Annotated in this window: 14 protein-coding genes and 2 pseudogenes; 6 read left to right on the forward strand and 10 right to left on the reverse strand. The window is 65.3% G+C overall.

Going from position 1 to position 14460, the window contains the following annotated elements; genetic code table 11:
• Positions 1-73: 73 nt before the first annotated feature.
• On the forward strand, positions 74-1237 hold the full coding sequence (locus ABD283_RS06040) for an FG-GAP repeat domain-containing protein (protein ID WP_344224088.1): 1164 nt from the start codon (positions 74-76) through the stop codon (positions 1235-1237).
• A gap of 44 nt (positions 1238-1281) precedes the next feature.
• Here the strand turns inward: ABD283_RS06040 and ABD283_RS06045 are convergent, their stop codons facing one another.
• Positions 1282-1671 (reverse strand): heavy metal-responsive transcriptional regulator, encoded by a 390-nt coding sequence (locus ABD283_RS06045; RefSeq protein WP_259894649.1) that lies wholly within the window; start codon positions 1669-1671, stop codon positions 1282-1284.
• Between the two features lie 106 nt (positions 1672-1777).
• Here ABD283_RS06045 and merA point away from each other — a divergent pair, with 106 nt between their 5' ends.
• Together merA and ABD283_RS06055 are read left to right on the forward strand one after the other, a co-directional pair.
• Positions 1778-3202, forward strand: coding sequence for a mercury(II) reductase (merA, locus tag ABD283_RS06050; RefSeq protein WP_344224089.1), 1425 nt, complete (start codon positions 1778-1780; stop codon positions 3200-3202).
• 49 nt (positions 3203-3251) lie between these two features.
• Complete coding sequence (locus ABD283_RS06055; RefSeq protein WP_081275423.1) at positions 3252-3554, forward strand: hypothetical protein; 303 nt, start codon at positions 3252-3254, stop codon at positions 3552-3554.
• A gap of 18 nt (positions 3555-3572) precedes the next feature.
• On the opposite strand, the gene ABD283_RS06060 is transcribed toward ABD283_RS06055, so the two are convergent.
• From ABD283_RS06060 to ABD283_RS06105, 9 genes and pseudogenes are all read right to left on the reverse strand, one after another.
• Entirely contained in the window at positions 3573-4460 is an 888-nt protein-coding gene (locus tag ABD283_RS06060; protein WP_038989747.1) for an ABC-2 transporter permease, read from the reverse strand.
• Between the two features lie 412 nt (positions 4461-4872).
• A pseudogene (locus tag ABD283_RS14365) lies at positions 4873-5334 on the reverse strand (relaxase/mobilization nuclease domain-containing protein); the annotation flags it as partial.
• Positions 5331-5921 carry a hypothetical protein gene (locus ABD283_RS06070; RefSeq protein ID WP_344224090.1) on the reverse strand — a complete coding sequence of 197 codons (591 nt, stop codon included), beginning with the start codon at positions 5919-5921 and terminating at the stop codon, positions 5331-5333. The pseudogene ABD283_RS14365 and the gene ABD283_RS06070, both read right to left, overlap by 4 nt.
• Positions 5918-8149 carry an RNA helicase gene (locus ABD283_RS06075; protein WP_344224091.1) on the reverse strand — a complete coding sequence of 744 codons (2232 nt, stop codon included), beginning with the start codon at positions 8147-8149 and terminating at the stop codon, positions 5918-5920. The genes ABD283_RS06070 and ABD283_RS06075 overlap by 4 nt, the downstream gene beginning before the upstream one ends.
• A complete protein-coding gene (locus ABD283_RS06080) occupies positions 8146-8403 on the reverse strand; it encodes a hypothetical protein (RefSeq protein WP_344224092.1) in 258 nt (85 codons plus the stop codon). Before ABD283_RS06080 ends, ABD283_RS06075 begins: the two co-directional genes overlap by 4 nt.
• Before the next feature lie 397 nt (positions 8404-8800).
• Complete coding sequence (locus tag ABD283_RS06090; RefSeq protein ID WP_344224093.1) at positions 8801-10210, reverse strand: recombinase family protein; 1410 nt, start codon at positions 10208-10210, stop codon at positions 8801-8803.
• Positions 10211-10238: 28 nt separating this feature from the next.
• The gene (locus tag ABD283_RS06095) at positions 10239-10607 is read right to left on the reverse strand and encodes a nuclear transport factor 2-like protein (protein WP_344224094.1); all 369 of its coding nucleotides are present in this window, start codon (positions 10605-10607) and stop codon (positions 10239-10241) included.
• Complete coding sequence (locus ABD283_RS06100; RefSeq protein ID WP_344224095.1) at positions 10604-11437, reverse strand: MerR family transcriptional regulator; 834 nt, start codon at positions 11435-11437, stop codon at positions 10604-10606. Before ABD283_RS06100 ends, ABD283_RS06095 begins: the two co-directional genes overlap by 4 nt.
• 41 nt (positions 11438-11478) lie before the next feature.
• Positions 11479-11982 (reverse strand): GyrI-like domain-containing protein, encoded by a 504-nt coding sequence (locus tag ABD283_RS06105; RefSeq protein WP_344224096.1) that lies wholly within the window; start codon positions 11980-11982, stop codon positions 11479-11481.
• 177 nt (positions 11983-12159) lie between these two features.
• Here ABD283_RS06105 and ABD283_RS06110 point away from each other — a divergent pair.
• The 3 genes and pseudogenes from ABD283_RS06110 to ABD283_RS06120 all read left to right on the forward strand — a co-directional run.
• Positions 12160-12939, forward strand: a pseudogene (locus ABD283_RS06110) (LLM class flavin-dependent oxidoreductase); the annotation flags it as partial.
• Positions 12940-12958: 19 nt separating this feature from the next.
• Complete coding sequence (locus tag ABD283_RS06115; RefSeq protein ID WP_344224097.1) at positions 12959-13876, forward strand: ApeA N-terminal domain 1-containing protein; 918 nt, start codon at positions 12959-12961, stop codon at positions 13874-13876.
• On the forward strand, positions 13873-14295 hold the full coding sequence (locus ABD283_RS06120) for a hypothetical protein (RefSeq protein WP_409339799.1): 423 nt from the start codon (positions 13873-13875) through the stop codon (positions 14293-14295). The genes ABD283_RS06115 and ABD283_RS06120 overlap by 4 nt, the downstream gene beginning before the upstream one ends.
• Positions 14296-14460: the final 165 nt, after the last annotated feature.

A 14460-nucleotide genomic window follows, 5' to 3' on the forward strand; every position in this document is an offset into this window, starting at 1 on the left:
CCCGGTCAGACGGGCATCCCGTCTTTAATTGCGACCCAAGCCCAGCATGCTCATCGGTGGATCAAGGCTAAGTATGGCTGCCACCCTCGCGCTCGCGAGTTCAGCGGTGGTCCTGACGGGAACGTCCGCTCACGCGGCCGAGCAACCCTATTTCACCTACGCCAACGGGTGGCGTGTGCAGCAACATCCTCGTTTACTAGCCGACGTCAACGGTGATGGTCGTGACGACATCGTTGGTTTCGGTGATCAGGGAACCTATGTGGCTCTCGGCCGAGTGGACCGGACCTTTGCGCCTCCTCAGTTGAGGCTGCGTGATTTCGGATATGACCAGGGTTGGCGCGAGGGACAGCATCCTCGTCAGCTGGCCGACGTCAATGATGATGGCCGGGCTGACGTGGTGGGCTTCGGGATCGCCGGAACCACCGTGGCCTACGGTCGCCTGGACGGTGGGTTCACCGCGCCTACGCTTGCCCTCCGTGACTACGGAACCAGTCAGGGCTGGCTCAAGAGCGAACACGTGAGGGAGCTGGGCGACGTCAACAGTGATGGCAGAGCGGACATCGTGGGCTTCGGATACTCGAAGACCTACGTGTCGTATGCCCGTGTCGGTGGCGGGTTCACTGCACCCACGGTGGCCGTGAATGACCTGACGGCCGCTCAAGGCTGGCAAATCGGCGAGCACCTCCGAGAGTTGGCAGATGTCAACGGCGACAACCGTGACGACATCGATGCTTTCGGCAGCAGGGGAGTCACGGTCGCTTATGCACGATCGAGCGGTGGCTTCACGGCACCCGCGCTGCGTTCAACTGATTTCGGTACAACCAAGGGATGGAGCGTACAACGTACCCCTCGCGTTATGGGTGACCTGAACGGTGACCTCATCGAAGACATCGTAGGGTTCGGCAACGCCGGGACGTACGTGTCTTACGGACGGTTCGGTGGCGGTTTCACCGCACCCACTCTGAAAGTGGCGGACTTCGGCAGTTATCAGGGATGGAAGATCGGACATCACCCCAGGGCATTGGCCGATGCCAACGGTGACGGAACCGCGGACATCGTGGGATTCGGCAACAGCGGAACCTACGTGGCCTACGGTTTGGCGGACGGTACGGTGACCGGCTCGGCGCTGTGGCTGACGGTGTTCGGGAACAACGACGGTTGGACCGTGGATCTTTATCCGCGTGTCCTGGCTGATGTCAACGGCGATAACCGAGCCGAGGTGGTGGGCTTCGGTTAGCGCATGTTCGTGTTATGGCTCTCGTTTTCTCGGTCCGCGTCCCTCTACAGGTACCGGCAGACCTGGTCTGGGCTGCATGTGACGGGGTCCGGGTGCGCGGCGTCGTGCCGGAGGTCGGCGATGGTGCCGTGCAGGGCGGTGAGCTGGGCGATCTGCTGCTCGATCTCGGCCAGGCGCGCGTCGAGGAGGTCTCGCACGTGCTCGCAGGGCGCGTGGCCGCTGTCGCGGATGTCGAGGATTTGGCGGATCTGGGCGAGGGTGAGGCCTGCGGCCTGGCCACGGTGAACGAAGTCGATCCGGGCGACGGCGTCGGGCGCGTAGTCGCGGTACCCGGATGGCGTCCGGTCGGCCGGGGGCAGCAGTCCCTGCTCTTCGTAGAACCGGAGCGTCTTCGAGGTGGTGCCCGCGCGTTCGGCGAGTTCTCCGATGCGCATTGCGGCCTCCGATCATTCGGCAGGGGCCACGCTTGACCTTCCCCTGCACTGGAAGGTCCAGTATGGCTGAAACGGAACAGAAGTCCAAGCCTTGACGGGAGCAGCGATGCCTACGAAGTACGATCTCGCCATCATCGGATCGGGCGGCGGAGCGTTCGCCGCCGCGATTCGCGCGACCATGCTCGGGAAGTCGGTGGTGATGATCGAGCGTGGCACGCTCGGCGGCACCTGCGTGAACACGGGCTGCGTGCCGTCGAAGGCCCTCATCGCCGCCGCCGATGCACGGCACGTCGCCGCCGACGTCGCCGACCGGTTCCCGGGGATCGCGACGACGGCAGGCCCAGTGGACATGCCCGCGCTGATCGCCGGGAAGCAGGCGTTGGTCGAGACGATGCGGGGCGAGAAGTACGCCGACGTCGCCGATTCATACGGGTGGCACGTCCGGCGGGGAGACGCCGGGTTCGCGGGCACCCCGGACGCGCCGGTGTTGGAGGTCACCGCCGCAGACGGAGCGGTCGAGACGATCGAGGCCGAGCACTACCTGGTCGCCACCGGTGCGCGGCCGTGGGCTCCGCCGATCGACGGCCTGGACGAGGCCGGGTACCTGACCTCGACCACGGCGATGGACCTGACCGAGGTCCCCGAGTCGATGCTGGTGCTCGGCGGCGGCTACGTTGCCCTGGAGCAGGCGCAGCTGTTCGCCCGCCTCGGCTCCCAGGTCACCGTGCTGGTGCGGTCCCGGCTCGCGTCGAAGGAGGAGCCGGAGGTGTCCCGGACACTGCAGGAGGTGTTCGCCGACGAGGGCATCCGGGTGGTCCGCCGCGCGGTGCCGACCCGGGTGTCCCGGGACGCGGCGACCGGGCAGGTCGTGGTTACCGCGGACGTGTCCGGCGGCTCGCAGGAGTTCCGCGCCGACCAGGTGCTCGTCGCCCTCGGACGCCGTCCCGTCACCGACGGCTTGAACCTCGATGCGGTCGGGGTGAAGACCGGGGACTCCGGCGAGGTGGTCGTCTCCGACCATCTGCAGTCGTCGAACCCGCGGATCTGGGCCGCGGGCGACGTGACCGGGCACCCGGAGTTCGTCTACGTCGCGGCCCACCACGGCACCCTCGTTGCCGAGAACGCGTTCGCCGACGCCGACCGGTCCGTCGACTACTCCCATCTGCCGCGGGTGACGTTCACCGGACCGGCGATCGGCGCGGTCGGGATGACCGAGAAGGAGGTCGTCGCCGCGGGGATCCGCTGCGACTGCCGCGTGCTGCCCCTGGAGTATGTGCCCCGGGCGGTGATCAACCGCGACACCCGCGGGTTCATCAAGATCGTCGTGAACGCCGATACGAGCGAGATCCTCGGCCTCACCGCCGTCGCCAAGGACGCCGGGGAACTCGCCGCCGCAGGCGTCCACGTGCTCGGCAAGACCATCGCCGAAGTCGCCGACGCCTGGGCCCCCTACCTGACCATGACCGAAGGCATCCGGATCGCCGCGAAGTCCTTCACCACCGACCCGTCACTGCTCTCGTGCTGCGCATGAACGGCAACGCATGCAATCGGGGAGATCTCATCCGGAAGAGGTGCAGACGATGAGCGCCGATCACGACCGCGACGAACGGCGCGCCGGTCCCATCGTCGCCGCAGGGACCGGGCTGCTCCTACTGGCATGCTGCGCGCTTCCGTTGCTGCTCTGCTGCGGCCTGCCGCTCATCGCGGCGGGCGGAGCACTCGCAGGCGTCGGAGGGCTCCTCGGCAATCCCTGGATCATCGGTGCCGGGATCGCCGTCGCGATGGCCGTCACGGCCGGGATGCTCGTCAGGCTACGGCGGCGGCACCGAGGCCGCAGGACTGGCTGCTGCGAAAATCCTTCGACTGCTGATCGGAACCGGTAGCTCGATCGGATCCAGCCATCACCGCCAACGGGGCCACCTCGGCATCCCGCGGCCCTTCCAGGTCTCCACGAGACCGGCGACCCAGCGGACGGACGCGAAGAGTCCGTAGCCGGCCCCGGCGAGGCCCATGGAGACCACGAGCCAGCGACCGATCCCGAGCCACACGCTCCCGTCCACGTCGAGGGCCCACTGAGCGCCCGTGATAAGCCCGGCGACGGCCATCCAAACACCCGCGACGATCACTGCGACCGGCAGCAGCGCGAGGCACATCGACGCGGCGACAGACCAAAGCTGACGGGCCTCCAGCTTCGCCGTTGTGGCGATGATCTTTTCGGCCCGCTCGTTCGCGGCGTCAATCTTGGCTGTTGCCACGGCCCCGGCGTCGGCAGCGGCCCTCTCGATCGACTGCACAGCCTGATCCCGGGCCGTGCTGATCGCACTCGTCGCCTCGGCGCTGGCTTGGGTGATCGACTCCCGCCAGGCCTTCTGCGCACCGTTCGCGGCCCGCTCGAACTTAGCCCGGCTCTCATCGAGATGCTTGGCGGCAGCCTCGGACTTAGAGGCTGAGCCCTTCAGACTCTCCCCGTTGAGGTTCACGCTCATACCCGCGAGAGTGGACGCGATTCCGGCGAGCAGTTCGCTGTTCTCGTTCGACTCCGGCGGCGGCGACGTTGAGGTCAGCTGATGCGAGATCGCGGAGAGCTGCTTCTCCTGCTCCTCGCTGTCCACCTTCACGAACCCCGCGAGCTTCTTCTGCTGCTCGGTCAGCGTGGCGATCCTCGTATTCTGCGCCTCGACGGCGGCGAGGATCGAGGTCAACAGCTCCATCGTCTCCGGACTGCCGAGCGGTTGCGGCGACTGCACGGGCCCGTTCTGCTGCTTCAGCCTGTCGAGTGCTGCGCTCATGTTCCTGCTCCTTCTGCTGCTGGTGGTAGTCGAAGAACGCCTGCGCGCCCTCCGGGGTGAAGTCCGCCGAGAGTGCGCTCGTGCGCTTGCGGCGCTCGGCACGCCCGGACTCGCCGCGGCGGTCCTCGATGTAGAGCGTCCAGGTCTCCTGCCCGGCGCGTTTGCCCTTCTTGCTGACGGGGCTGTGCAGCCGCATCCGTGGCACCCGATCCCCGTCATCACCGAGCTGCTGGTTCTGCTCCTCGATCACCGAGACCAGACCGGCCTTGTCCACCGCGCGGGGATCGGCCAGCGCCGCACTCATCCGGTCGCCCATCTCGCGGTCGAGCGACCCCTCGGCGAAGTCTTCGCGGCGCAGCTCCCAGTCCTTCGGCGCGTGCTCCAGCCGCTTCACGACCGAGAGCCCGTGCTCGCGCATCAGCTCGTCGTTCGCCGACTGCACGCCCTTCTGATTCCCGGCCTTGCGATCGTGGAACGTGCGATAGTCCGAGAGCGCCTTTCCCGTGCGGTTGTTGTGATTGAGAACCAAAATATGGTTGTGCGGCTTCTTTCCCCGCCCATCCACATGACTGACGACGAGGCAGTCGGAATCCGGGTGCATCTTCTTGGCGAGCTGGTAGCCCAGGTCGTTCACCCGCTGCACGTGTTCGGGGTTCTTCGGGTCGAACTCCTCGTCGCTGAACGACTGGCGGTAGTGCAGCGCCTCGACCTCGCGCGTCGTGTTCTGCGTGAGCGCCCGAGCGCGCGCCGAGAACGCGCCGGGGCCTCCCGGCACATCGCACGTGATCGCGACGCCCCGCTCGTCCTCCTTGCCCCGGATATAGCGCTCCGTGTCGGCGGCGCTGGCGCTCGGGCTGTAGTGCGTCGTGCTCATGACGCCGTCCGATCACCGAGCAGGGCGCGGACCTCGCGCAGCAGCTCGATCAGTTCGGGCACCTCCGCCGACAGCGACACCGCCTCACCGGCCCGCGCGCGCCGGTCCAGGTCGTTGACGTTGATCGCCAGCGGGCGCACCTGAGCGGCCAGCTCGCGAGCCTCCGCCGACGCCTGCACGCGGGACTCAACCCCGAGCTGGTGCGCAGCCACGGCGGCGTCCAGCTCCTCGCTCCGAGACGCATGGAGAGCATCGCGCACGACGGTCCGCACCCATGTGCCCGGAGCCAGCCCGAGCCGCTTCGCACGAGTGCGAAGAGCCGCGAGCGTCTCCTCTCCGAAGTCGGTATCGAGCTTCGCGCGGCCCCCACGACGACGCTTCGCGCCGCCGGGGCTCTGCCGCACAGCCTCTGCATCAGCCCGACCGGTGTTCACCTGGGAGTCGGTCTGATGCTCCACCTGTACGCCAGAGTGGCAAGCAGTAGCCGTGTCGGACATTTCGCTGACGCTCATGTCCTCGCCGGCTGCTTGCGAGGGGCCTCCGGCCCCCTCGACCCCCTGGGAGATCGCCTCAAGTTCGGTGTTCATCGCACACCTCCCACGGCCAGCAGGCCGCCGTTCGCGCGGATCCGCGCGACCTTCCGCTCAAGCTCGGCCTGGCGGCGGGCCTCGGCCGCCGCGTCGCGCTCGGCCTCTCGCTGACGCATCTCTGCCATCGCCGACTCGGCGTCGGTGCGGATCGGGCAGGACACTGTGTGATCGAGGGCGTACCCCTGCCACTCGATGCAGATGCAGCGATCCCGCGGGCTCAGCTCAATCGGCTCGGAGGGGACCTCGACGACGCTCTGCGGGATCGGCTGACCGACCCCGGCGAACTCCGCGAACAGTTCGTCCCCGTCGATCGGTTCCAGCTCGGGACGAGCGATCCGGTCGTAGTGCTCCACGATCGGCGCTACCGTGCGCGCCTCGATCGCACCGCGAACGCGCTCGCGCTCGGCCGTGTCCTTGATCGCCTTGCATTTGCGTGCCAGCAGCTCGAGGTCCTGGCGCATGTGCTCGTATCGCTCGTAGCTCTGGTACTCGCGGGTGCCGTTGAGCACGCCGGAGTTCACGAAGATCGAGAACTCGCGTTCGGCGACCGGGATAATCACCGGGAAGCGGCGGAATCCCTGCCCGAGGTTCTCGGCCTGGTGCTTGACCCGCACGCCTCCCTGCATCGACTCGTATTCGCCCGCCAGGCCGCGGAGGAACTCCTCGTAGCCCTCGGGCCCCGTCACGATGTTCACGCGGTTGAGCAGCTGGGTCTTCGATCCCTTGATGTTCACGATCGGCTTCTCGTCCGGCTCGCGCCACGGGCCGAGGATTCGGAAGAGCATGCCGCGGTTCTTCGCCGTGCGTATCATGTCGCCGACGCGCATGTCCTCCCAGATCACGACCGTCTCGCCGTCGTAGCCCTCCCACGAGACGTTCTCGCCGCCGACCTTGAAGTAGGGCTTGTCCGCGTCGGGGGCCAGCGCACGGGCAAGTGCTTTCGCGAGCAGGTCTTTGCCCGTGCCGCCCTCGCCGAATACGTAGAAGTTCAAGACCGACTCGGGTGCGTCCTGGTGCGCGAGGAAGTCGCCGCGCAGCTTCTGGAAGTGCGCCAGGTTACCCTTCGCGAAGTAGATTGCGGGCTCCTGATCGCGGACCTGCGTCAGCGTCAGCGAGCCCTTGCCCACGGCCTGGAAGAGCTTGCTGAGCTTCGCACTGCCTCCGCCGTCAGCGGCGTTGCGTCGCATCGCCATGTGCGTGTCCAGCTCCGGGCCGAAGTCGAAGTTCGCGACGATCCGTCCGCGGCCGTACTGGTACTTGCCGGGCTTGCCCTCCTGCGTCTTGTCCACGAGGTAATGACGATCCGGGTGGTGGATGCCACGGATGGCGTCCTTTCCGCGCGACTCGTGGGGCAGGTACTCGCTGAGGTCAAAGAACGCCTTCTCCGCCGCGCCGCGGCCCTTGTGCTCGGTGCCCTCTTGTTCCACGGTCTCCTTCGGCGGCTTCACCCGGGCCGATGGGATCGAGAACGCATCGGAGACGGTGCGGATCGTGGGGCGCGCGCCCTCTGCATCAGCGATCCACAGCACCATGTGAGCGTGCAAGCCCTTGAGCCCGCAGCACACCGCCTCGCCGGTGCCCTCGTCCACCTCGACCAGGCGGTCATACGGGTGCCACACGTAGGCCCAGCGGTGGAGGCGATCGCCCAGCGTCGCGAGGCCCTCGTCGATCTGCTCCTGCGTGAGCATGACCTCGCCGGTCTCCGGGTGCTCCCGGTACTGCATCACCGAGAACACGCGCGATTGCATTCGGGCGCGCTTCACCTGGTCCGGGCTCTCCGCGGCCTTCGCCCGGGCGAAGAACTCCTTCGCCTCGGCCACCTGCGCGGGCGTGGACTCGGCGACGAACGCCTCGAGGTCATCGTCGGGATCGGCTCCCGGCACGTCCAGCTCGGCGAAGTCCACGACTGCAACCGAGGTAGGCGCCGGTGCAGCCGTTTCCGAAACGGATGCGCGGCCACCCAAGGAAGACCGCGCATGTAAAGCGGCGTCTGACTCCAGGTCAGAGGTGAGATCAGCGGTCGTCTCGGAGTCGTTGGAATCAGTTGATGCAGCCGTATAGCCGTTTCCTGCGAAAACGTCCTCGACGGCGAGAACCTGGTTCCCGTCGTTCAGAACGTCAGCATACGGCTCGGACTCGCTCCGCTCGCCGAACGCCCGGTTAGGACCTCCGGGCGAGGTCAGGTCGGCGAGAGCGGCAGTACGGGCGCGTGGATCGGCGCTCATCGGCAATCACCCCCAGAACGCTTCCCGTAGCGCTTGATGACCGCCTGGTGGGTAACGCCCAGGGCATCCCCGATCCTCGCCCAGGTGACCCCGTCTGCACGGGCGTCAGCGACCGACAGCTCTACGACCTCTTCGAGGACGGAGCGGAGCACTCCGAGGTCGTGGAGCCGGGCTTCACTGTCGGCAAGGGACGAATCGCCCTGACGCCAACGGAAACCAAGGACGTGGTCGAATGCGGAGGCGTTGGCGCTCATGCCCGACCACCCCCTACCAGGGAGGCGATGACAGCCCTCTGTCGAGGGGTCAATGGGGTCTCAGCCAGGCGCTTACCGGCACGATGGCCAGCGGCGCGGGCGGCGGCGATGACGGGATCGTCACCATCATCGCGGGACGGGAACCCCTCAGACCGAACTGGGGCCAGGGGAGGAAACAGATCGTTGGTGCAAGCGTCGTCGAGAACGACAGAAGACATGACGGAAAACCTCACGAATGAGTTCTTCCGGATCCCGTCGAGCGATTACGACTGTGTTTACCGGCTAATTATCGGGGGCTCGTGCCGAGTTACTACCTCGGACCCCGGGGGATTCTCTATGTCTGCAACCATCTTCCCACGACTCGACTCACCATTGCAATGACGAATCGAGTCGTGAGTCAGTTGCGACGCGGATCGATCCGAATGAGGTCAGGGTCGAACTTCACGTGACCTGGGCGGATCGGCTCGATGGTCACCGTCACCAGCTCGTCCACGAGTAGCCGACGACGGTCCATGTCCCATGCATCCCACTTTCGATCTACGGCTTCGCGGCGCTGCACGGTGCCGACGGGATCGTCGATGTCGGCCATGAAGTCCGCCGTCTGCGACACTGACCGATCGTGTAGTTCGGCGTCGATCTCGACGATGCGGGCCTTCACATCGTTGATCGCCTGCGTGATCTCGATGACGGGCTGACTGACGTCGCTCAGCATGGGGCTCAGCTCGTTCACGCGTTCGACCAGGGCGTTGCGCTCCGTCAGCAGTGTCTCGCGGTCGACCCCGGCCTCCTCCTTAGGTACGACCAGGTCGTGCACGTCCCTCGCGGACAGTCTGGTGATGACGGCTTCGGTCACCATCGCATCGACGGGCGCGCGCTGGCGCGAGAGGTGGAAGTGATCTCCACACCTGTAGGAACCCACACCTTGACTGTTCGTCCCGGAGACGAGCGTCGCGCCGCACTTCCCACAGAGCCCGACCGACGACAGCAGATACTTCGGCTGGTTGCCCTGCCGGGCCGCACGCCTCACGTTGTCCTCCAGCTTCGCCACCGCCGCACGCCAGGTCTGCTCGGCGACGATGGGCGGGAACCGACCATCCATGACGGGATGCAGCTCGCCCGTGGAGTACTTCTTGATGAAGCCAGCGTAGAGCGGGTTCCCAAGCAGGTAGCGGACCGCGTCGGTGGAGAACTCGGACCCGCGGGCAGTGCGATGACCGGCTATGTTGAGGTCCTCGCGAATGCGGCGGATCGACAGCGACGGCTCGCCAAGAAAAGCGTCGAACGCCCTGCGGACCGCCTCCGCCTGATCAGGGACAACCTTGCCGTCCTTCGTCCAACCGAACGGCGTCCAGGCCGAGGCGGGCAGGCCCTCTGCCCGCCGACGGGCATTCGACCTGAGCTGACGCTCGGACTTCCGCCTTGTCTCGAACCTCGCGATGGACGCGAGCATCGTCGCCCTGAACTCGCCGTCGGCCGTAGACAGGTCGATCTCGCCGTCCAAGGTGACGATCTTGAGCCCGTGATCGATCAGGGTGTTGAGATCCTTCGTGCTCCGAAGCAGTCGATCCACGTCCACTGCGACGACCATGTCGACCTTTCCCACATCTGCGTCCCTGAGCATCCTTGCCCAGTCGGTCTTGGGCCCACGCGCCTTGGACGCGGACACTCCACTGTCCTCATAGACGTCGACGATCTTCCAACCGCGTTCCTCGGCTCGACGTGCGATGACCTCCTTTTGAGTGCCGACCGACCAGCGCTCACCGGTGAAATCGACGGATGCCCGAACGTACGCCGCAACTCTAGTCATAGTGCCAAGGCTACAACCCAGACATGCGCTAAGGGCACTCGTTGAGGTACGTTCTGGCCTCCCGAATCTTGGCAGTCTTCGACGTGCTCGCAAACCTGAACACGTGGCTGAAGTGCATTCGACCTGACTCAGAATCTACGAAGCCATCACAGGAAGCGAGTCGGCCGTGCGTGATAATCGTATTGACTTCGAGGTAGTTGGGCGTGCTGCCCGAGCACGCGAAGTCGGCCGGGACAACATCACTGGCGGTCTCTCGCCCGGCGACTATCCAGGTCACATCGTCGGTCAACCATGCTGTCATGGCCTCGGCATCCCTCTTCGCCCAGTTAGTGACGAACTCTCCGACTATGGCGATTCTCGGCGCATTCCCGCAGTCCGTGGGAAGAACGAGTTTCATTTGTTCAACAGCCCTTCATCTGTGGTGACCGGCAATGCAACTTCGCATCGCGGCACCGAGTCTTGGTTGTCTGGTGTGTAGATTTCTCGCGGCGGTCCCGCATGGGTGAAACCGAGTTGACTCGCACGCATCTGGACCGCTTCGAACGCCGAGAGAATCCTGGGAAACTGCACATCCTCGGAAACGACGCGCGTGAACAGCTGCAAATGCTCGCGTTCCACTCGATGGGCACGCTCCGCGTCGCGGAGTGGCACACAGACCTCGATGGGCCCGTCGGACTCCCAGCCGACTTGGCCGTGGTAGATCACGACGAGTCCACCGCTTGGACCGCCGCGTCCGTCCGCGAGCTGCAGGAGTTTCGCTGCACTGGAGCGAATGACATCAGGCAGCTCGCGGGCGGACGTGTGTCGGGTCGATGCCAGAACCGCGCTGTCTGGAACGGTTCGCAGCGACACCTCAAACCGGGAGGAGCCAGGCTGGCCGTCTCCGTCCAACGAGCCCTCTGCGACCGCGTACTCGATGAAGCGAGCCAGGGATTGGCGACGCGCGTGCCGTTCCGCTTCGGCTTCCCGATAACGCGTTACGAAGGCTGATCTTTCGTCTTCAGGCAGTCCCAGCAACTCCCTGATCTGGTCAAGAGGCATGTCGATGCGCCGGAGCATGGTGACGAGACGGGCGACTTCGATCTGAGAGTGGCTGTACTTCCGATAGCCGTTGCACGGATCGACCGCATCGGGCGAGAGAAGACCGTTCCGGTCGTAGAGCCGGAGCGCCTTCGACGACAGCCATGTGGCCGCCGCGAACTCTCCAATTGTCATCAGATCGGCCATGCCCCTCCTCAGGAGTCCAGTCTATCGAAGGCTCAGCGCGCTCAGACGGTCTTGAACAGCAGATCGGTGACCCATTTGGAGGGGTCCGGCTCCTCCTCCGGATCGGTGAGGAAGTGCTCGGCGTGGCCGGTCCACAGTCCACCGTTGTCGTCTTCGAGGACGTCGAGGCGATGTCCGTTGACCTCGGCCCATTTCTTGACCTCGCTGTGTGCCGCCGGGATGGCATCAGGCGCACCGACATGGCGGCCGACGACGTAGGTGCCTGCCGGGAGGGCACCGAGAACGAGACCGTCAGTCGGCTTGACTGGTCCGGAGATCGGCACCGCGACTGTGAGGTCAACCGTGTCATCACTGTTTCCGATGTGACGGTAGACATAGAGAGGCCCGCCAAGCGGCGCAACCTGGTGCTCGCCCAGCCACTGATAGATCCGCGGGATCGCCTCGTTGGGTCCGCCGTGCGCGCCAAACTCCGAGAATCGGGCGCTGAGGGGAATGCCGATGTAGTGAACAGTCTGCCGCTCTTCGGCTGCGATGTTTAGTGCCATTTCAGATCACGTCCTCTTTCCGTATTGCCGGTGGCGTTTTGACCACCTGCAACCACTTGACGCCTTCCCCCAGGGGCAAGGTCAAGCGCCCTCGGTCTGAGGCTTCATTGGGCCAGCTGCCACGATGGCAAGGTCGAGTCATCTGCGGCAGCGCCCTTCTTCGAGGGTTGCAACTCCGACATGTGCTACGTCAATCCTCTGGCCTTCGTCGAAGATGCCGGCGCAACAGACTTGATCTCCGGCGGCAGGCTTCAGCTCGGGATCTCGCGTGGCTCACCTGAGCAGGTCATCGACGGATGGCGCTACTTCGGCTTCGAGCCGGCCGCAGGCGAGTCCGATGCGGACATGGCTAGGAAGCACACAGCAGCCACCCTTGAGCTCCTAAAGGGCGAAGGGTTCGCCCAGCCGAACCCGCGGCCGATGTTCCCCAACCCGTCCGGCCTGTTGCGTCTGGAGCCGTTCTCGGAGGGGTTGCGCGGGCGCATCTGGTGGGGTGCGGGGTCGAACGCCACTGCTCGCTGGGCGGCGAAGCAGGGGATGAACCTCATGTCTTCGACGCTGAAGGACGACGAGACGGGCGAGCCCTTCCACGTTCAGCAGGCGAAGCAGATCCGGTCGTTCCGCGAGGAATGGGCCGAGACCGGACACGAGCGCGAGCCTCAGGTATCCGTCAGCCGCAGCATCTTCGCGTTAGTCAACGACACTGACCGCGCGTACTTCGGTGTGAACCGCGAGAAGTCAGACCAGGTCGGCATGATCGACAACACATGCTCGGTGTTCGGTCGCAGCTATGCCGCTGAGCCCGACGCACTGATCGATGAGCTGTGGAGGGATGAGGCTGTCGCGGAAGCCGACACCCTCCTCCTGACGGTGCCCAACCAGCTGGGAGTCGAGTACAACGCACACGTGATCGAGAGCATTCTTGAGCACGTAGCGCCCGGGCTCGGTTGGCGATGAACCACTGTGAGGGGCGGCCGTGGCGAAGAATGAGCTGACCCTCGGTGAGCCCCGGCTCGGCTGGTTCGTCGACGGAGACGCGAGCACAGACCACCTGGCGGTGATGCTCCGCGACACCGGAACAGCCATCGAGCTTGTTCTGCCGCTGAAGGGGATGTTCTCAACAGACGATCCCTACAGCCGGTGGTGGTCGTCTGGCATTCACTTCGGGGACGATCCGGATCGAACAGAGCACAGCTACAAGCCACCACGGGTCCTCATGGTGGAGGACTCACAGGGGGCGGTCGTGCTGGTCGGATGCCGATCAGCTGGGTCGTCGTCGCGTATGCATGTTGGCCAAGGGCACATCGTGGCGAACTTTGCGGTGCTCGGCGGGAGCCATCTTCGTTACGAGAAGGTCAATGGGCTACGTGCAGACATCCCAGCGCTGGCAGCTTGGACTCGCATGAGCAGCATGGAAGTCAGCACCACGACTTCCCGCAACAATCGCATCCAATCAGTGCAGATGACGTTGACCAATGCAGAACCGGTCCCGCTTGCGCGGCCACTGAACCTGGTCATGCGATCTAGCTGGCATACCGAGCGCCCGAGGGGAGGCTTCGTTGCATACGAGGGAGTCGAGCTTGAGACGCTGGTCGATCGCCCGCGGAGTTGGAGCGATCACCTGGCTGTGCACACCGCCATCCTCGAGCTGGTGTCGATCGCCGGGTGGAAGCCGTTCGGTATCGAAGATGCGACGGTGCACCGAGCCGATGACCCCCTGCGGAGCATCGCGGGAGGAGTGCTCGGTGAGCGATGGCTCCCGGTGGCGACTCATCGGCTGCCGGAGCATAAGCCCTGGAAGAAGGACCCAATTTCCTCTTCCCCTACAACGAGATCGGGCCGCGGGGAGTGGCTCGGTGGCTCAAGCTGCGCCGGGCCTACGGTCAGGTCGTGAAGTCCATGATCAACATTCTCCGCTCGAGTAGCCCATGGGGTGATTCGAGCGTGGTCCAGAGCGGTATCGCGCTGGAGGCGCTCGGCTACCTCATCGACGTCAACAAGAACGACGGGACGAGCCTCAACCGGCGTAAGCAAATGAACTTCAAGCCAGGGCTCCGAGTCATCTTGGCCGACATGAAGATCCATCCGCTGGTGGACGTGGACGACTGGATCGAACGTGCGGACGCGGCCTACATGAGCGCGAAGCATCCCGACCGGGCGGCTCTCGACTCGCTGGAAGTGCTGAACACCCTCAGGGAGAACCTCCTGGTGCTGCGGTTCTGGGTCGCGCTTGAACTCGGGGCCAAGCCCAAGTCGCTCATGGCTGGTCTTGAGACCGACCGCCTCGGCAGCGAGTTTGTCCCGGTCGAGTAAGCGTCTGTCCAGCTAACGGGAACGGGCGGTCTCGTCGTGCCCTTGGAGGATGCAGGGCAACGCGGTCCATAGCATCCGGTGACACAAAGCAATGTTCTGGTACCAGATGCTGCGCTGCCGCCACGTCACCTAGGACAGCCGCGTGGGAGGCTGGCACCACCACTC

This window comes from Kocuria atrinae (assembly GCF_039531425.1).
GTDB classification, from domain to species: domain Bacteria; phylum Actinomycetota; class Actinomycetes; order Actinomycetales; family Micrococcaceae; genus Kocuria; species Kocuria atrinae.

Coding starts and splice junctions, on each gene's coding strand:
- ABD283_RS06040 (WP_344224088.1), top strand. CDS start 74: ATGGCTGCCACCCTCGCGCTCGCGAGTTCAGCGGTGGTCCTGACGGGA.
- ABD283_RS06045 (WP_259894649.1), bottom strand. CDS start 1,671: ATGCGCATCGGAGAACTCGCCGAACGCGCGGGCACCACCTCGAAGACG.
- merA (WP_344224089.1), top strand. CDS start 1,778: ATGCCTACGAAGTACGATCTCGCCATCATCGGATCGGGCGGCGGAGCG.
- ABD283_RS06055 (WP_081275423.1), top strand. CDS start 3,252: ATGAGCGCCGATCACGACCGCGACGAACGGCGCGCCGGTCCCATCGTC.
- ABD283_RS06060 (WP_038989747.1), bottom strand. CDS start 4,460: ATGAGCGCAGCACTCGACAGGCTGAAGCAGCAGAACGGGCCCGTGCAG.
- ABD283_RS06070 (WP_344224090.1), bottom strand. CDS start 5,921: ATGAACACCGAACTTGAGGCGATCTCCCAGGGGGTCGAGGGGGCCGGA.
- ABD283_RS06075 (WP_344224091.1), bottom strand. CDS start 8,149: ATGAGCGCCGATCCACGCGCCCGTACTGCCGCTCTCGCCGACCTGACC.
- ABD283_RS06080 (WP_344224092.1), bottom strand. CDS start 8,403: ATGAGCGCCAACGCCTCCGCATTCGACCACGTCCTTGGTTTCCGTTGG.
- ABD283_RS06090 (WP_344224093.1), bottom strand. CDS start 10,210: ATGACTAGAGTTGCGGCGTACGTTCGGGCATCCGTCGATTTCACCGGT.
- ABD283_RS06095 (WP_344224094.1), bottom strand. CDS start 10,607: ATGAAACTCGTTCTTCCCACGGACTGCGGGAATGCGCCGAGAATCGCC.
- ABD283_RS06100 (WP_344224095.1), bottom strand. CDS start 11,437: ATGGCCGATCTGATGACAATTGGAGAGTTCGCGGCGGCCACATGGCTG.
- ABD283_RS06105 (WP_344224096.1), bottom strand. CDS start 11,982: ATGGCACTAAACATCGCAGCCGAAGAGCGGCAGACTGTTCACTACATC.